Genomic DNA, 18,032 nt, shown 5'->3' with positions numbered 1-18,032 from the left:
CCTCAGCGGAGGGAGAGATTGGCTCTGCCGGTCTCAGAAACTCGGAGCTGGACATCAGTGTGCCAAGTGGCTACACTGACCCTTTGCGCTGCCTGTTAGCTGCCTCCTGCCCGTCACCAGGGGCATGCCCACCCTAGAGCACGGCCGAGAAAATCTCTCTGACCAGGGATTTCCTCCATGGCTTGAGGTGGGACCGGCACGCGCGTAGTGAGTCCGAGCCCTCGGAAGGACCCCCTCTTGGCCGCCTCGCGCAACGCCTCGACTGCCAATACGAACAACGGCGCCAGCACCGCCCCGCTGCGCATCTCATTTGCGAAGATCAAGGAGCCTCTCGAGGTTCCGAACCTCCTCGCGCTGCAGACCGAGAGCTTCGATTGGCTGCTCGGCAATGCCGCGTGGAAGGCTCGCGTCGAGGCTGCGCTGGACAGCGGTCAGGACGTCCCCACCAAGTCCGGTCTGGAAGAGATCTTCGAGGAGATCTCCCCGATCGAGGACTTCTCCGGGTCGATGTCCCTGACCTTCCGTGATCACCGCTTCGAGCCCCCGAAGAACTCGATCGACGAGTGCAAGGAGCGCGACTTCACGTACGCGGCTCCGCTCTTCGTCACGGCCGAGTTCACCAACAACGAGACCGGTGAGATCAAGTCCCAGACGGTCTTCATGGGCGACTTCCCGCTCATGACCGACAAGGGCACCTTCTGCATCAACGGCACCGAGCGTGTCGTCGTCTCGCAGCTGGTCCGCTCGCCGGGTGTCTACTTCGACTCCTCCATCGACAAGACCTCCGACAAGGACATCTTCTCCGTCAAGGTCATCCCGTCCCGGGGTGCCTGGCTGGAGATGGAGATCGACAAGCGCGACATGGTCGGTGTGCGTATCGACCGCAAGCGCAAGCAGTCCGTCACCGTCCTCCTGAAGGCGCTCGGCTGGACGACCGAGCAGATCCTGGAGGAGTTCGGCGAGTACGAGTCCATGCGCGCCACCCTGGAGAAGGACCACACCCAGGGGCAGGACGACGCGCTGCTCGACATCTACCGCAAGCTGCGCCCGGGCGAGCCCCCGACGCGTGAGGCCGCGCAGACGCTGCTCGAGAACCTCTACTTCAACCCGAAGCGCTACGACCTCGCGAAGGTCGGCCGCTACAAGGTCAACAAGAAGCTGGGTTCGGCCGCTCCGCTGGACGCGGGCGTCCTGACGGTCGAGGACGTCATCGCCTCGATCAAGTACCTGGTGAAGCTGCACGCCGGTGAGACCGAGACCGTCGGCGACAACGGCCAGAGCGTGGTCGTCGAGACCGACGACATCGACCACTTCGGCAACCGTCGTATCCGTAACGTCGGCGAGCTGATCCAGAACCAGGTCCGCACGGGTCTGGCCCGTATGGAGCGCGTCGTCCGCGAGCGCATGACGACTCAGGACGTCGAGGCGATCACGCCGCAGACCCTGATCAACATCCGGCCGGTCGTCGCCTCCATCAAGGAGTTCTTCGGCACCAGCCAGCTGTCGCAGTTCATGGACCAGACGAACCCGCTGTCGGGTCTGACCCACAAGCGCCGTCTGAACGCCCTGGGCCCCGGTGGTCTGTCCCGTGAGCGGGCGGGCTTCGAGGTCCGTGACGTGCACCCGTCGCACTACGGCCGCATGTGCCCGATCGAGACGCCCGAAGGCCCGAACATCGGTCTGATCGGCTCGCTCGCCTCGTACGGCCGGGTCAACGCGTTCGGTTTCATCGAGACCCCGTACCGCAAGGTCGTCGACGGTGTCGTCACCGACGACGTCGACTACCTGACGGCCGACGAAGAGGACCGCTTCGTCATCGCGCAGGCCAACGCGCCGCTGACGGACGACCTGCACTTCGCCGAGAACCGCGTCCTGGTCCGCCGCCGTGGCGGCGAGGTCGACTACATCCCCGGCGACGACGTCGACTACATGGACGTCTCGCCGCGCCAGATGGTGTCGGTCGCGACCGCGATGATCCCCTTCCTGGAGCACGACGACGCCAACCGCGCGCTCATGGGATCGAACATGATGCGCCAGGCCGTGCCGCTGATCAAGGCGGAGTCCCCGCTGGTCGGCACCGGCATGGAGTACCGCTGTGCGGTCGACGCCGGCGACGTCATCAAGGCCGACAAGGACGGTGTCGTCCAGGAGGTCTCCGCCGACTACGTGACGGTGGCCAACGACGACGGCACCTACACCACCTACCGCGTGGCCAAGTTCTCCCGCTCGAACCAGGGCACCTCCTTCAACCAGAAGGTGGTCGTGGACGAGGGCGCCCGCGTGATCGCCGGCCAGGTGCTGGCCGACGGCCCGTCCACCGAGGACGGCGAGATGGCGCTCGGCAAGAACCTGCTCGTGGCGTTCATGCCGTGGGAGGGCCACAACTACGAGGACGCGATCATCCTCAGCCAGCGTCTGGTGCAGGACGACGTCCTCTCCTCGATCCACATCGAGGAGCACGAGGTCGACGCCCGTGACACCAAGCTCGGCCCCGAGGAGATCACCCGGGACATCCCGAACGTCTCCGAGGAGGTCCTGGCCGACCTCGACGAGCGCGGCATCATCCGCATCGGCGCCGAGGTCATCGCCGGCGACATCCTGGTCGGCAAGGTCACCCCGAAGGGTGAGACCGAGCTGACCCCGGAGGAGCGCCTGCTGCGCGCGATCTTCGGTGAGAAGGCCCGTGAGGTCCGTGACACCTCGCTGAAGGTGCCGCACGGCGAGACTGGCAAGGTCATCGGCGTGCGCGTCTTCGACCGCGAGGAGGGCGACGAGCTGCCCCCGGGCGTGAACCAGCTGGTCCGCGTCTACGTGGCGCAGAAGCGCAAGATCACCGACGGTGACAAGCTCGCCGGCCGCCACGGCAACAAGGGCGTCATCTCCAAGATCCTGCCGGTCGAGGACATGCCGTTCCTGGAGGACGGCACCCCGGTCGACATCATCCTCAACCCGCTGGGCGTCCCGTCCCGGATGAACCCGGGACAGGTCCTCGAGATCCACCTCGGCTGGCTGGCCTCCCGCGGCTGGAAGGTCGAAGGCTCCGAGGACTGGATGCAGCGGCTGAAGGCGATCGGCGCCGACGAGGTGGCTCCGGGCACCAATGTCGCGACCCCGGTCTTCGACGGCGCCCGCGAGGACGAGATCTCCGGTCTCTTCGACTCGACGATCCCGAACCGCGACGGCGACCGCCTGGTCCAGTCGTCCGGCAAGGCCCGGATGTTCGACGGCCGCTCCGGCGAGCCGTTCCCGGACCCGATCTCCGTCGGCTACATGTACATCCTCAAGCTGCACCACCTGGTGGACGACAAGCTGCACGCCCGCTCCACCGGTCCGTACTCGATGATCACCCAGCAGCCGCTGGGCGGTAAGGCTCAGTTCGGTGGCCAGCGCTTCGGTGAGATGGAGGTGTGGGCGCTGGAGGCTTACGGCGCCGCGTACGCCCTCCAGGAGCTGCTGACCATCAAGTCCGACGACGTCACCGGCCGTGTGAAGGTCTACGAGGCCATCGTCAAGGGCGAGAACATCCCCGAGCCCGGCATCCCTGAGTCCTTCAAGGTCCTCATCAAGGAGATGCAGTCCCTGTGCCTCAACGTGGAGGTGCTGTCGTCCGACGGCATGTCCATCGAGATGCGCGACACCGACGAGGACGTCTTCCGCGCTGCGGAGGAGCTCGGTATCGACCTGTCGCGGCGCGAGCCGAGCAGCGTCGAAGAGGTCTGACGGGTCTGACCGGGGCGCAGGACTCCACCCCTCGCCCCGGTCTCTCCCCGGACCCCCAGTCAGACCCGAAGACACGACCCTGAAAGAGGGATTGACGACAAGTGCTCGACGTCAACTTCTTCGACGAGCTGCGGATCGGCCTCGCCACTGCTGACGACATCCGTCAGTGGTCCCACGGTGAGGTCAAGAAGCCGGAGACCATCAACTACCGCACCCTGAAGCCCGAAAAGGACGGACTCTTCTGCGAGAAGATCTTCGGTCCGACCCGGGACTGGGAGTGCTACTGCGGAAAGTACAAGCGCGTCCGCTTCAAGGGCATCATCTGTGAGCGCTGTGGCGTCGAGGTCACCCGCGCCAAGGTGCGCCGTGAGCGGATGGGCCACATCGAGCTGGCCGCTCCCGTCACCCACATCTGGTACTTCAAGGGCGTTCCGTCGCGTCTGGGCTACCTGCTCGACCTCGCCCCGAAGGACCTCGAGAAGGTCATCTACTTCGCCGCCTACATGATCACGTGGGTGGACGACGAGCGCCGCACGCGCGACCTGCCCTCGCTGGAGGCCCATGTCTCCGTCGAGCGCCAGCAGATCGAGCAGCGCCGCGACGCCGACCTGGAGGCTCGCGCCAAGAAGCTCGAGGCGGACCTCGCCGAGCTGGAGGCCGAGGGCGCCAAGGCCGATGTGCGCCGCAAGGTGCGCGAGGGCGCCGAGCGCGAGATGAAGCAGCTGCGCGACCGCGCCCAGCGCGAGATCGACCGTCTCGACGAGGTGTGGAACCGCTTCAAGAACCTCAAGGTCCAGGACCTGGAGGGCGACGAGCTGCTCTACCGCGAGCTGCGTGACCGCTTCGGCACGTACTTCATGGGTGGCATGGGCGCCGCCGCGCTTCAGAAGCGCCTGGAGTCCTTCGACCTCGACGAGGAGGCCGAGCGCCTCCGCGAGATCATCCGGACCGGCAAGGGCCAGAAGAAGACCCGTGCGCTCAAGCGCCTCAAGGTCGTCTCCGCCTTCCTCCAGACCCGCAACAGCCCCAACGGCATGGTGCTGGACTGCATCCCGGTGATCCCGCCGGACCTGCGTCCGATGGTGCAGCTGGACGGTGGCCGCTTCGCGACCTCCGACCTGAACGACCTGTACCGCCGCGTCATCAACCGCAACAACCGCCTCAAGCGTCTCCTTGACCTCGGTGCCCCCGAGATCATCGTGAACAACGAGAAGCGGATGCTCCAGGAGGCCGTCGACGCGCTGTTCGACAACGGCCGCCGCGGTCGCCCGGTGACCGGCCCCGGTAACCGCCCGCTGAAGTCCCTCAGCGACATGCTGAAGGGCAAGCAGGGTCGTTTCCGTCAGAACCTGCTCGGTAAGCGAGTCGACTACTCGGCCCGTTCGGTCATCGTCGTCGGCCCGCAGCTCAAGCTGCACCAGTGCGGTCTACCCAAGGCCATGGCGCTGGAGCTCTTCAAGCCGTTCGTGATGAAGCGCCTGGTGGACCTGAACCACGCGCAGAACATCAAGTCGGCCAAGCGCATGGTCGAGCGCGGCCGCACGGTCGTGTACGACGTGCTCGAAGAGGTCATCGCCGAGCACCCGGTGCTGCTGAACCGTGCGCCGACCCTGCACCGCCTGGGCATCCAGGCCTTCGAGCCGCAGCTGGTCGAGGGCAAGGCCATTCAGATTCACCCGCTCGTCTGCACCGCGTTCAACGCGGACTTCGACGGTGACCAGATGGCCGTGCACCTGCCGCTGTCCGCGGAGGCCCAGGCCGAGGCCCGCATCCTGATGCTGTCCTCGAACAACATCCTCAAGCCGGCCGACGGCCGCCCGGTGACCATGCCCACCCAGGACATGGTGCTCGGCCTCTTCTTCCTCACCACCGACGAGGAGGAGCGCGAGGTCATCGGTGAGGGGCGGTCCTTCGCCTCGGCCGCCGAGGCGATCATGGCGTTCGACGCCCGGGAGCTCTCGCTCCAGGCGAAGATCGACATCCGCTTCCCGATCGGCACCGTCCCGCCGCGCGGCTGGACCCCGCCGGTTCCGGAAGAGGGCGAGCCCGCCTGGACGCCGGGTGACAGCTTCCGGCTGCGCACCACGCTGGGCCGCGCGCTCTTCAACGAGCTGCTGCCCGAGGACTACCCGTTCGTCGACTACTCGGTGGGCAAGAAGCAGCTCTCCGAGATCGTCAACGACCTCGCCGAGCGCTACCCCAAGGTCATCGTCGCGGCGACGCTGGACAACCTGAAGGCGTCCGGTTTCCACTGGGCCACCCGCTCCGGTGTCACCGTCGCCATCTCCGACGTGGTCGTGCCCGAGGCCAAGAAGGCCATCATCGAGGGCTACGAGGCGCAGGACGAGAAGGTCCAGAAGCAGTACGAGCGTGGTCTGATCACCAAGGACGAGCGCACCCAGGAGCTGATCGCGATCTGGACCAAGGCGACCAACGAGGTTGCCGAGGCGATGAACGCGAACTTCCCGAAGACCAACCCGATCTTCATGATGGTCGACTCGGGCGCGCGCGGAAACATGATGCAGATGCGTCAGATCGCCGGTATGCGTGGTCTGGTGTCCAACGCGAAGAACGAGACCATCCCGCGGCCCATCAAGGCGTCGTTCCGTGAGGGTCTGTCCGTGCTGGAGTACTTCATCTCCACCCACGGTGCCCGTAAGGGTCTCGCGGACACCGCCCTGCGTACCGCCGACTCGGGTTACCTGACCCGTCGTCTGGTGGACGTCTCGCAGGACGTGATCATCCGCGAGGAGGACTGCGGCACCGAGCGTGGTCTGAAGCTCGCGATCGCGACCAAGGGCGCCGACGGCGTGCTGCGCAAGACCGACGACGTCGAGACCAGCGTGTACGCGCGCATGCTCGCCGAGGACGTCGTCGTGGACGGCAAGGTCATCGCGCCGGCCAACGTCGACCTGGGCGATGTGCTCATCGACCAGCTCGTGCGGCACGGCGTGGAGACGGTCAAGACCCGCTCGGTCCTCACCTGCGAGTCCGCCGTGGGCACCTGTGCCTACTGCTACGGCCGCTCGCTGGCGACCGGCAAGCTGGTGGACATCGGCGAGGCGGTCGGCATCATCGCCGCCCAGTCCATCGGTGAGCCCGGCACCCAGCTGACGATGCGGACCTTCCACACCGGTGGTGTGGCCGGTGACGACATCACCCAGGGTCTGCCGCGTGTCGTCGAGCTCTTCGAGGCCCGTACGCCCAAGGGTGTCGCCCCGATCTCGGAGGCGGCCGGCCGCGTCCGGATCGAGGAGACCGAGAAGACCAAGAAGGTCGTCGTCACTCCGGACGACGGCTCGGACGAGACGGCTTACGGCGTCTCCAAGCGAGCCCGTCTGCTGGTGGGCGAGGGCGACCACGTCGAGGTCGGCCAGCCGCTGACCCTCGGTGCGGTCAACCCGCACGACGTGCTGCGCATCCTCGGCCAGCGCGCCGTCCAGGTGCACCTGGTCGGCGAGGTCCAGAAGGTCTACAACTCGCAGGGTGTGTCGATCCACGACAAGCACATCGAGATCATCATCCGGCAGATGCTGCGCCGCGTGACGATCATCGAGTCCGGCGACGCGGAGCTGCTGCCGGGCGAGCTCGTGGAGCGCTCGCGCTTCGAGTCCGAGAACCGTCGTGTGGTCCAGGAAGGCGGCCACCCGGCCTCCGGCCGTCCGCAGCTGATGGGTATCACCAAGGCCTCGCTGGCGACCGAGTCGTGGCTGTCGGCGGCGTCCTTCCAGGAGACGACCCGGGTGCTCACCGACGCGGCGATCAACGCCAAGTCGGACTCCCTGATCGGCCTCAAGGAGAACGTGATCATCGGTAAGCTCATCCCGGCCGGTACGGGCCTGTCCCGCTACCGCAACATCCGGGTCGAGCCGACCGAGGAGGCGAAGGCCGCGATGTACTCGGCCGTCGGTTACGACGACATCGACTACTCGCCCTTCGGCACGGGCTCCGGCCAGGCGGTCCCGCTGGAGGACTACGACTACGGTCCGTACAACCAGTAGGTTCCAGGCCGGTAAAACCGGTCCTGACCTGCGCAGGGCGGCCACCCCATGGCGGGGTGGCCGCCCTGCGGCTATGCTGGCGGGCCGGTGTGCCTTGCCGCGTGTGCATTTGTTTTGACCGGAGCCGATGCGGTAGGTACGCTCTGACCTTGTGCCTGGGGTGTCCCTGGGCTCCCGTATGCGCACTCTTCAGCGGCCTCAGGGCCCGGAAGGGGCTCCCGGGAGACCGAGGTGTCGACACCAACAATCTGCACTCTCCCGCAATCTGCGCGGGGGTCTGCAGTGCGCGACACACCCGACCTCGTGGGTCGGAGAAACCCCAGGTTAGCTTTATCGAGACTGGCACACAGAAACCGGAGAAACGGTGCCTACGATCCAGCAGCTGGTCCGCAAGGGCCGGCAGGACAAGGTCGAGAAGAACAAGACGCCCGCGCTCGAGGGTTCCCCCCAGCGTCGTGGCGTCTGCACGCGTGTGTTCACGACCACCCCGAAGAAGCCGAACTCGGCCCTGCGTAAGGTCGCGCGTGTGCGTCTGACCAGTGGCATCGAGGTCACCGCTTACATTCCGGGTGAGGGCCACAACCTTCAGGAGCACTCCATCGTGCTCGTGCGTGGCGGTCGTGTGAAGGACCTGCCGGGTGTTCGTTACAAGATCATCCGTGGCTCCCTCGACACGCAGGGCGTCAAGAACCGCAAGCAGGCTCGCAGCCGCTACGGCGCCAAGAAGGAGAAGTAAGAATGCCTCGTAAGGGCCCCGCCCCGAAGCGCCCGGTCATCATCGACCCGGTCTACAACTCTCCTCTGGTGACCTCCCTCATCAACAAGGTGCTGCTGAACGGCAAGCGCTCCACCGCTGAGCGCATCGTCTACGGCGCCATGGAGGGTCTGCGCGAGAAGACCGGCAACGACCCGGTCATCACGCTGAAGCGCGCGCTGGAGAACGTGAAGCCGACCCTCGAGGTCCGCTCCCGCCGCGTCGGTGGCGCCACGTACCAGGTCCCGGTCGAGGTTCGCCCCGGCCGCTCCTCCACCCTCGCTCTGCGCTGGCTCGTGGGTTACTCCCGCGCCCGCCGCGAGAAGACCATGACCGAGCGCCTGCTGAACGAGCTGCTGGACGCCAGCAACGGTCTGGGCGCCTCCGTCAAGCGTCGCGAGGACACCCACAAGATGGCCGAGTCCAACAAGGCCTTCGCGCACTACCGCTGGTAGTCGCTACCCCCATCGAGAACCGAGAGAAGACTGAGCCATATGGCCACCACTTCACTTGACCTGGCCAAGGTCCGCAACATTGGGATCATGGCCCACATCGACGCGGGCAAGACGACCACCACCGAGCGGATCCTGTTCTACACCGGTGTGAGCTACAAGATCGGTGAGGTCCACGATGGCGCTGCCACCATGGACTGGATGGAGCAGGAGCAGGAGCGCGGCATCACGATCACGTCGGCCGCGACGACCTGTCACTGGCCGCTCGAGAACGTCGATCACACCATCAACATCATCGACACCCCGGGTCACGTCGACTTCACCGTCGAGGTGGAGCGCTCGCTGCGCGTGCTCGACGGCGCCGTGACGGTGTTCGACGGTGTGGCCGGTGTGGAGCCGCAGTCGGAGACTGTGTGGCGTCAGGCGGACCGCTACGGCGTTCCGCGTATCTGCTTCGTCAACAAGCTCGACCGCACCGGTGCCGAGTTCCACCGCTGTGTGGACATGATCGTGGACCGCCTGGGCGCGGTTCCGCTGGTCATGCAGCTGCCCATCGGTACCGAGGCCGACTTCAAGGGCGTCGTCGACCTCGTCACCATGAAGGCGTTCGTCTGGTCCGCCGAGGCGACCAAGGGCGAGATGTACGACACCGTCGACATCCCCGACACCCACCTCGAGGCCGCCGACGAGTGGCGCGGCAAGCTCCTCGAGGCCGTCGCCGAGAACGACGAGCAGATGATGGAGCTGTACCTGGAGGGCGAGGAGCCCACCGTGGAGCAGCTGAACGCGGCGATCCGCCGTATCACCATCGCCTCCACCGGCACCGAGGGCTCGCCGACGATCACCCCCGTGTTCTGTGGCACCGCCTTCAAGAACAAGGGTGTGCAGCCGCTGCTCGACGCGGTCGTGCGCTACCTGCCTTCGCCGCTGGACATCGAGGCCGTCGAGGGCCACTCGGTGAAGGACCCCGACGAGATCATCAAGCGCAAGCCGTCCGAGGACGAGCCGTTCGCGGGCCTTGCGTTCAAGATCATGAGCGACCCGCACCTCGGCAAGCTCACCTTCGTCCGGGTCTACTCGGGCCGCATGGAGACCGGCACCCAGGTGCAGAACTCCGTGAAGGGCAAGAAGGAGCGCATCGGCAAGATCTACCGGATGCACGCCAACAAGCGTGAGGAGATCGACTCGGTGGGTGCCGGCGACATCGTCGCCGTCATGGGTCTCAAGCAGACCACCACCGGCGAGACCCTCTGCGACCCGGCGAACCCGGTGATCCTGGAGTCGATGGACTTCCCGGCCCCGGTCATCGAGGTCGCCATCGAGCCCAAGTCGAAGGGCGACCAGGAGAAGCTGGGTGTGGCCATCCAGCGCCTCGCTGAGGAGGACCCGTCCTTCCGGGTCAAGACCAACGAGGAGACCGGCCAGACCATCATCGCGGGTATGGGCGAGCTGCACCTCGATGTGCTGGTCGACCGTATGAAGCGCGAGTTCAAGGTCGAGGCCAACGTCGGTAAGCCGCAGGTGGCCTACCGCGAGACGCTCCGCAAGAGCGTCGACCGGGTCGACTACACGCACAAGAAGCAGACCGGTGGTTCGGGCCAGTTCGCGAAGGTCCAGATCGCCATCGCGCCGCTCGAGGGCGACGGCTACGAGTTCGAGAACAAGGTCACCGGTGGCCGTATCCCGCGGGAGTACATCCCGTCCGTGGACGCGGGCTGCCAGGAGGCCATGGAGTTCGGCGTGCTCGCGGGCTACCCGCTGACCGGCGTCAAGGTCACGCTTCTCGACGGTGGCTACCACGAGGTCGACTCCTCCGAAATGGCCTTCAAGATCGCCGGCTCGATGGCCTTCAAGGAGGCCGCCCGCAAGGCCTCCCCGGCCCTGCTGGAGCCGATGATGAAGGTCGAGGTCACCACGCCCGAGGACTACATGGGCGACGTGATCGGTGACATCAACTCCCGCCGTGGACAGATTCAGTCCATGGAGGACCGCAGTGGCGCCAAGCTGGTCACCGGCCTGGTTCCGCTGTCGGAGATGTTCGGTTACGTGGGTGACCTCCGGAGCAAGACCTCCGGTCGCGCCAGCTACTCCATGCAGTTCGACTCCTACGCCGAGGTTCCCAAGAGCGTCGCCGAGGAGATCATCGCGAAGGCCAAGGGCGAGTAAGGCGGATTCATCCGCGTTTCTCACCCTTTAGGCTGGAGCAAAGGCATCGGGGCAATCCGTCGCAGATCGCTCATCGTGGCGTCTGTGACGGGCCCCGGCCGCCGGCCCCCACACGAATACGGCGAAGGGCATCCCCCTCGGGGTCCTGGCCGGTTCGGTAAGACCACCTGAACCCATCCGCAAAGTGTGGATGCGTACAGAACCACTCCACAGGAGGACCCCAGTGGCGAAGGCGAAGTTCGAGCGGACTAAGCCGCACGTCAACATCGGCACCATCGGTCACATCGACCACGGTAAGACGACCCTTACCGCGGCGATCACCAAGGTGCTGCACGACAAGTACCCGGACCTGAACGAGGCCTCGGCCTTCGATCAGATCGACAAGGCTCCTGAGGAGCGTCAGCGCGGTATCACCATCTCCATCGCGCACGTCGAGTACCAGACGGAGTCGCGTCACTACGCGCACGTCGACTGCCCGGGTCACGCGGACTACATCAAGAACATGATCACCGGTGCCGCGCAGATGGACGGCGCCATCCTCGTGGTCGCCGCCACCGACGGCCCGATGCCGCAGACCAAGGAGCACGTGCTCCTGGCCCGCCAGGTCGGCGTTCCGTACATCGTTGTCGCCCTGAACAAGGCCGACATGGTGGACGACGAGGAGATCATGGAGCTCGTCGAGCTGGAGGTGCGTGAGCTCCTCTCCGAGTACGAGTTCCCGGGCGACGACCTTCCGGTCGTCAAGGTCTCGGCGCTCAAGGCGCTCGAGGGCGACAAGGAGTGGGGCGAGTCCGTCCTCAAGCTGATGGAGGCCGTGGACGAGGCCATCCCGCAGCCCGAGCGCGACGTTGACAAGCCGTTCCTGATGCCGATCGAGGACGTCTTCACCATCACCGGTCGCGGTACGGTCGTCACCGGCCGTATCGAGCGCGGTGTGCTGAAGGTCAACGAGACCGTCGACATCATCGGCATCAAGACCGAGAAGACCACCACCACGGTCACCGGCATCGAGATGTTCCGCAAGCTGCTCGACGAGGGCCAGGCCGGTGAGAACGTCGGTCTGCTGCTCCGTGGCATCAAGCGCGAGGATGTCGAGCGCGGCCAGGTCATCATCAAGCCCGGTTCGGTCACCCCGCACACCGAGTTCGAGGCCCAGGCCTACATCCTGTCGAAGGACGAGGGTGGTCGCCACACCCCGTTTTTCAACAACTACCGTCCGCAGTTCTACTTCCGTACCACGGACGTGACGGGCGTTGTGACCCTCCCCGAGGGCACCGAGATGGTCATGCCGGGCGACAACACCGAGATGTCGGTCCAGCTGATCCAGCCGATCGCCATGGAGGAGGGCCTGAAGTTCGCCATCCGTGAGGGTGGTCGGACCGTCGGCGCCGGCCAGGTCACCAAGATCAACAAGTGACCTGACGCTCCACGGAGCGGGCTGTTCCAAGGCCCCGCACCCCCGTCCGCGAGGACGGTGGCGCGGGGCCTTTGGCGTCTTTCCGGAACGGCGGTGCCTACGCCCGGGAGGTGGGGCGGGGGTGCCAGATCCACGGGGTGGAGCCGGGGGACATGCCCACGACCCGCACCTGCTCGCCCTCGCCCGGCAGCAGCGCGGGCGTGCCCACGGGGACCAGCCGGCTCGCGGAGCGCAGCGGCCTGGCGCCGGGGGACGTGCCGTACTGGACCTGGACCTCGCCGTCCAGGCCCCGGCCCAGCAGCAGGAGCGGCCCCTGGCGGCCGCCGGAGGTGGCCAGGGCGTGGGCGGTGACCGGGCCATAGCCCTCGAACTGGCGCAGCGGCAGGTCCGCGCCGTTGCCGTGGAGGTACGGCACCGGGTCGGCGGGGGAGCGGTACACGAGCGCGATCGACCCGTCCGGGGCGGGCACGGCGCCCGGCTGCACGCCGGGCAGCGGCAGGCCCGCGAGCGGCCGGAGCGCCACCGGGCCGCCCGGCCGGTCCTGGGCCCAGTGGTGCACGGTGTCGCGGCCCGCGGCGACGACATGCACCCGCGCCTGCTGGTCGAGCAGCACGGTCAGCCCGTCCTGGATCTCGGCTCCGCCCAGCCGCTCCCAGGGCCCCCAGCGCCCGGCCGCGTCCCGTACCCGGGTGGCCAGGCCCTTGTCTGCGGTGCGCACGAAGAGGTGGACCCGCCCATCGGGGGTGGCCACGGCCGTCGGACAGCCGACCCGGCGCCCCCGCTCGGGGTCGCCCTCGGGGGTGCCGAGGCCCGTCCAGGCCCGGAACTGTCCGCCCGGGGTGTGCTGTTCCAGCGCCACCAGCTCGCGGGTGTTGGCGCCCCCCTGCCCGTCCAGTGCGGAGAAGCGCAGCGCGATCAGCACCTCGCGGCCCCGGGAATCCCGCACCGCGCACAGCGCCGGGGCCAGCGGCCCGCCGCCCAGGCCCCGCGGGGGGCCGAAGCGCCCGCTGCCGGGGGCGGTCTCGCGCCACCGGACGGCCTGGGCGCCCAGCACCCCGTACGCGACGACCGCGCCGTCGCGGTCGGCGAGGGGCGTGGGCAGGGCGCCGGGGTAGCGGTAGTGGGTGGAGCGGATCCAGCCCTTGCGGTTGGTCAGCGGCCGGGTGCCGCCCTGGCCGTAGTCGCCGCAGCCCGCCTGGTTGCCGCAGTTCCACAGCGGGCTGCCGCCGTACGCCGCCACGGCGCGGGCCTTCTGCGTGACCACGGCGGGCGGCAGATTGTGCGGCCAGCGCTGGTTGTAGTAGCCGCGGAACGAGGTGGTCGTGAAGCGCGGCGCCCGCCTCCCGCGCCCCGGGCCACCCCCGTCCGCCCACTGCGCGATGGCCTTCCAGGCGAACAGCGCGACCGGGGTGTGGTCCCGGTGGTCGGAGCAGCCCGGCTGGTCGTTGTCGCGGGGGTGGGTTGCGTCGTGCACCTGGAAGTCGGGGTCCGGGTCCAGGGTGTGGATCACGGTGGGCCGGTAGCGGTCCATGATCCTGACGAGCACGTCGACCAGGGTCTGGTGGCCGTAGGTGCTGGGGGTCCTGACCGGGGAGCCGGTGGCGACCAGCGTGCGCATGACGATGCCCGGGACGTCCCACAGCTGGGGAATCCGCACCTGGCCCGCGGACAGCATGGCGATGTTGAGAAAGATCAGCCGCACGCTGCGCCCGCCGCTCGCCAGCACATTGGTCTCCGCGGTCACCCCGCGGGGCAGCTCCAGCACCGAGCGCTCCCAGCGGGTGAACCGGTCGACCCCCAGCATCTGGGCGTATGCCTGGCGCAGCCCCTGGTGGCGGGCGGAGGAGTAGGCCGCCTTGTCCACGTGCGGCAGCGGCGTACCGGCCTCGCGGTTGATCCCCGCCGCCTCGCCCGCCGTCACATACACGCAGACCACGGGCACCCCGGCGGTCAGCATGTGCTCGGCGTCCGGGTTCATGAAGTACAGGTCGTCGTCGGGGTGGGCCAGGATCTGAAGCAGCAGCGCGTTCTCCTCGCCCGCGAACGACTCCGCGGCGCGCGGCGACAGCGGCCGGGCCGGGATGGTGGGGGCGGGCGAGGCACCCGAAGAACGGCTACAGGCCGCGGTGGTGGCGGCGGTGAGGGCGGCCAGCGCGGCGAGCGCCTGCCTGCGGCTGGGCTTGTGCCCAGCGGCAGGCGAGGAGGTTCGAATGTTCAACCTGGTGACCCCGTCCCTTTGCGCAGCACGTTGTATCCGGCTGCTTCTCCGTGCTATGGGACGGCTGGTGATCTTGAGAGGTTGTCCAGGTTGGGCATGGTGTCGGTCACGAATCGGGCAAGAGTTGGTTTGTCGCTGCCCGGTCGCTGTCCGGTCGGTGCCCGGTCCGGGCAGGATTGCGCGCCGCGATGGGCCGGAGCAACGCCGCCCGGCCTCGCGGCAGTCGCGGCAGAGGCCGGGCAGGGTGGTGCGCGGAAGGGGCGCGAGCCTCGGGACGGGAGCGGGTCAGGCCGTCCAGGTTTCGTCGTCCGGGTACGCGATGTAGTTGCCCTCTGTCAGGGCCACCATGAAGCTGTACTTACGGCCCTCGACGAGGTTCCATCCGGCGACGGAGGCGTCACGGCGCTTGCAGTTGCCGTTGCCGCCGACGGTGAGAGTGCGGGTCTGGCCGGTTTTGGGGTCGTAGATCTCGGCGTAGGCGGCGAAGCCGTCGGCCTCGATGTCGCAGAGCTCGATGATGTCGCCGTCGGCCTCGAACCGCAGGCGGGCACCGGGGTCCCCGTCGTCCGAGTGGATCGTGTGGTCCCAAGCGATGGCGTGGGCGTTCGGCGAGGCCAGGACAGGCAGCGCGACGGCGGCGGCGAGGACCGCGCCGGCCCGCAGGACGGATCCCTTGGCGGGTCTCCGAAGCTTGGGCATAGGTGCTCCTTGATCTTCCCCCATCACGGGCCACGTCAACGGGCCCGTGATGCAGTGGACTTGTGGCGGAAGACTAGCCAGGGTGTTTCCGGCCATGAACAACTTCCCGCGCTTGTTGAGCATCTCCTGAGCTAGTGCCTGCGGTATCAGGCAAGTAGCGCCGGATCGCGCTGGATGCCGCCGGCTCCCGGATTGCGGCGGCCGCCGACGGGAGGCACGGTGGTGTCGAGGCCGTTTGGGCGAGGCCGAAGGCACACGGCCTCCATTCGGGCAGGCTTACGGAGGTGTGGTACATGCCAGCGAAGAACCCAGAGCACGCCCACGAGGTCTCCTTGCCGCCTGAAGTCAAGTTGCTCCAGGAAGTCACTCCACCCTTCTTTCCCGAAGGTGGTTCGGGAATGACCATTCTCGTCGAGTGGCCTCCCGGTCACCCCGGGCTCCCTCCGCATCGCCACTCGGGCCCGTCGTTCGGCTACGTGATGGAGGGCGCGCTCCGGTTCGAGCTCGAGGGTGAGCCGGAGCGTGTGGTCGAGGCCGGTGGGACGTTCTGGGAGCCAGGCGGTGACGTGATCCACTACCAGGACGGCAACGCCCTGTCGGACGCACAGACCAAGTTCGTGGTGATCATGGTGTGCGCGCCGGGTCAGCCGATGCTCACGCTGGTCGACGAGGAGGAGCTGAAGGAACGGGCGCACCTGCGCGCCCCGCGTCCCTCGTAGTAGCGGCTTCGGCCGTCACGCCGTTGAACGCCATGGCGGCCCGTGCCGGAGCCTGCTCGGTCTCTCGGCAGTCGCGGCAGAAGCCGGGGCTGGGTGCGCGGAAGGCGCGGTCGCAGCCGTCGCAGTTCTGGAGGGGAACGGGGCGCGATCCGGGCTCGGCCGCGGGAAGCGGTGGTGGCAGCAGCGCGGTGAGGCGGTGCGTGAGCAGAGCGGCCGGGTGGCGCAGGTCGGGTGGGAGGCCCGCGGTCAGGGCACGGCGTACGGCGTCGGGGGCGGCGCCGCGCTCCAGCCAGGCGGCGACGCCCGGGGCGAGGCGGCGTACGTCGTGCTCGGAGAGCAGTAAGCGGGCGTCGTCGCCGCGCAGTTCGGCGAGGAGCGCGGTGGCGGTGTGGTGGCGCTGTGGGGCGGGTGCGTTGGGGTGGGGGAGCGGTGGCGGCGCGGGGCGGTCGGGCCGCGCGGGGGCGGCATCGCTGCTCGGCGGTGGTGTGGTGGCTGCCGGGGGCGGTACGGCGCGCTCGGGCGCGACCGGCTTGGTCACGGGCTCGGCCGCGCGGCGAGTGCCAGTCGCTCGGGGGACGTTGTAGGAGAGCGTCCGCGTGACGATCCGCCCCTCGGGCGTACGCTCCCGGATCCGCCTGATGTACCCGTACTCCTCCAACTCTCGCAGCGCGGCGGCGACCCGGTCCCGCCCTTCCGTGAACTTCCCGGCCAGCGTGCGGATGTCCACGGCGGCCCCGTCGGGCAGCGACTGGATGTGCGCGCCGAGCCCGATCGCGGTCAGGGAAAGGTCGCGGTTCTGGGTGAGGTGATCGCCGATGATCGTGTATCGCTTGGGCTGGTAGTCACTGATCTGGGTGACGCCGCCTGCGGATCGGCGAACCTCGGAACGGGCGCGCGGGCGCGCGCTAAGCTGCTGCTCAGCCATCGGGAAGTTGCTTCTTCCTCGTTGGTCAGGCCCTCGATCGGGATCGCTAGTCCCGGCCGGGGGCCGTCGCATGTCTGGGGTTGTTGAGCCCGAGCCTGCCCCGCCGAACCGCTTGAGCGCCAGCCCGGTCGGGCGGAATCACCCGCGCGGGTGACGGGGGTGGGGTTTGGTTGGGTTGGGTGGGTTCTTTCCAGGGGTTCTTTGTCTTTGACCACCCGAGGCCGAGGCGCCCAGGCCGCCGGGGCCCGTCTTTCCGGGCTTCGGTGACGCTGCTGGCTCGGCGTGCGAACATCCACGCGTTTTGCCGGATTGATCGCTTCCGCTGCCAGTTGATCACCAATTTCGGTGATTGTCGTATCTCGGTAGTAGGGTCGTGCGCCACGGCGGTTGACGGACAACCACCCATGTCGGTCAAGGCTGTTGGGGAGGGCGTGCATGGTCGGGCGGGAGCTGTCTGCCGCGGATCATCCGACTGCCCGCGCGAGGGGCGCTGCCTGGCCATTCCCGTGCCGGGCACGCCGCAGACCGCCGCGCTGCCACGCAGTATGGCCACCGTGGGCGATCTGCTGCTGGTGCTGTCCAGCCGCTCCGTCGCCCCCACGACGCCACTCGCGCTGGTCTGAGCTGCCGCATGGACTTGTGGTGAGTTTGAGACGGCGACACGCCGAAGCGGAGGCGTGTCGCCGTCTCAAACTCACCACAAAGTCGCTGACATTGGGGCTGGCGGGCGTGATAGGCGGCCCGGGATGCCGGACGCCGCTTCGGACGGACGAGGTCAGGGGCGGAGGGTGAGTTCAGCCCACACCGTCTTGCAGATCAGCTCGGGTGCGACGCCCCAGCGGTCCGCCAACTCCTCGACGAGCAGAAGTCCGTGACCGTTCTCGCGGGGGGTCGTTCGCACCTTCTTTGGGGCGGATGGTCGGCAGCCGTTCCGGGCAGGGGTCCCGCATCTCGATGTGGA

At 67.8% G+C, this 18,032-nt stretch carries 11 protein-coding genes; 7 read left to right on the top strand and 4 right to left on the bottom strand.

Going from position 1 to position 18,032, the window contains the following annotated elements; genetic code table 11:
* The first annotated feature begins 237 nt into the window (after window positions 1-237).
* From rpoB to tuf, 6 genes are all read left to right on the top strand, one after another.
* Entirely contained in the window at window positions 238-3,720 is a 3,483-nt protein-coding gene (rpoB, locus tag ACZ4WQ_RS41350; protein WP_311726637.1) for a DNA-directed RNA polymerase subunit beta, read from the top strand.
* A 101-nt stretch (window positions 3,721-3,821) separates the two neighbouring features.
* On the top strand, window positions 3,822-7,721 hold the full coding sequence (locus ACZ4WQ_RS41345; protein ID WP_311726638.1) for a DNA-directed RNA polymerase subunit beta': 3,900 nt from the start codon (window positions 3,822-3,824) through the stop codon (window positions 7,719-7,721).
* A 364-nt stretch (window positions 7,722-8,085) separates the two neighbouring features.
* The gene (gene rpsL / locus ACZ4WQ_RS41340; protein WP_003948652.1) at window positions 8,086-8,457 is read left to right on the top strand and encodes a 30S ribosomal protein S12; all 372 of its coding nucleotides are present in this window, start codon (window positions 8,086-8,088) and stop codon (window positions 8,455-8,457) included.
* Between the two features lie 2 nt (window positions 8,458-8,459).
* Window positions 8,460-8,930: a 30S ribosomal protein S7 gene (gene rpsG / locus ACZ4WQ_RS41335; protein ID WP_311726639.1), complete on the top strand. Its 471-nt coding sequence runs from the start codon at window positions 8,460-8,462 to the stop codon at window positions 8,928-8,930.
* A 39-nt stretch (window positions 8,931-8,969) separates the two neighbouring features.
* Window positions 8,970-11,093, top strand: coding sequence for an elongation factor G (gene fusA / locus ACZ4WQ_RS41330; protein WP_385347807.1), 2,124 nt, complete (start codon window positions 8,970-8,972; stop codon window positions 11,091-11,093).
* Window positions 11,094-11,316: 223 nt separating this feature from the next.
* Window positions 11,317-12,510 carry an elongation factor Tu gene (gene tuf / locus ACZ4WQ_RS41325; RefSeq protein WP_311726641.1) on the top strand — a complete coding sequence of 398 codons (1,194 nt, stop codon included), beginning with the start codon at window positions 11,317-11,319 and terminating at the stop codon, window positions 12,508-12,510.
* Window positions 12,511-12,607: 97 nt separating this feature from the next.
* Here tuf and ACZ4WQ_RS41320 read toward each other — a convergent pair whose 3' ends face one another.
* Both ACZ4WQ_RS41320 and ACZ4WQ_RS41315 read right to left on the bottom strand, forming a co-directional pair.
* On the bottom strand, window positions 12,608-14,722 hold the full coding sequence (locus tag ACZ4WQ_RS41320; protein WP_468022813.1) for a PIG-L family deacetylase: 2,115 nt from the start codon (window positions 14,720-14,722) through the stop codon (window positions 12,608-12,610).
* A 291-nt stretch (window positions 14,723-15,013) separates the two neighbouring features.
* Window positions 15,014-15,427: a hypothetical protein gene (locus ACZ4WQ_RS41315; protein ID WP_311726643.1), complete on the bottom strand. Its 414-nt coding sequence runs from the start codon at window positions 15,425-15,427 to the stop codon at window positions 15,014-15,016.
* A 293-nt stretch (window positions 15,428-15,720) separates the two neighbouring features.
* Here ACZ4WQ_RS41315 and ACZ4WQ_RS41310 point away from each other — a divergent pair, with 293 nt between their 5' ends.
* Window positions 15,721-16,146, top strand: coding sequence for a cupin domain-containing protein (locus ACZ4WQ_RS41310; RefSeq protein WP_468022808.1), 426 nt, complete (start codon window positions 15,721-15,723; stop codon window positions 16,144-16,146).
* Here ACZ4WQ_RS41310 and ACZ4WQ_RS41305 read toward each other — a convergent pair.
* Complete coding sequence (locus tag ACZ4WQ_RS41305) at window positions 16,082-17,071, bottom strand: helix-turn-helix domain-containing protein (RefSeq protein WP_468022807.1); 990 nt, start codon at window positions 17,069-17,071, stop codon at window positions 16,082-16,084. The genes ACZ4WQ_RS41310 and ACZ4WQ_RS41305 overlap by 65 nt on opposite strands.
* 775 nt (window positions 17,072-17,846) lie before the next feature.
* Window positions 17,847-17,972: an ATP-binding protein gene (locus tag ACZ4WQ_RS41300; protein WP_361187597.1), complete on the bottom strand. Its 126-nt coding sequence runs from the start codon at window positions 17,970-17,972 to the stop codon at window positions 17,847-17,849.
* Window positions 17,973-18,032: the final 60 nt, after the last annotated feature.

Source organism: Streptomyces sp. NPDC028305 (assembly GCF_055569495.1).
Note: the sequence above shows the minus strand (reverse complement) of the source record. Positions and strands in the feature narration are given on the sequence as shown.

What these genes read in the sequence shown, in the direction of transcription:
- rpsG (WP_311726639.1), top strand. Translation starts at nt 8,460, where the DNA reads ATGCCTCGTAAGGGCCCCGCCCCGAAGCGCCCGGTCATCATCGACCCG.
- fusA (WP_385347807.1), top strand. Translation starts at nt 8,970, where the DNA reads ATGGCCACCACTTCACTTGACCTGGCCAAGGTCCGCAACATTGGGATC.
- ACZ4WQ_RS41315 (WP_311726643.1), bottom strand. Translation starts at nt 15,427, where the DNA reads ATGCCCAAGCTTCGGAGACCCGCCAAGGGATCCGTCCTGCGGGCCGGC.
- ACZ4WQ_RS41310 (WP_468022808.1), top strand. Translation starts at nt 15,721, where the DNA reads ATGCCAGCGAAGAACCCAGAGCACGCCCACGAGGTCTCCTTGCCGCCT.
- ACZ4WQ_RS41305 (WP_468022807.1), bottom strand. Translation starts at nt 17,071, where the DNA reads ATGGCTGAGCAGCAGCTTAGCGCGCGCCCGCGCGCCCGTTCCGAGGTT.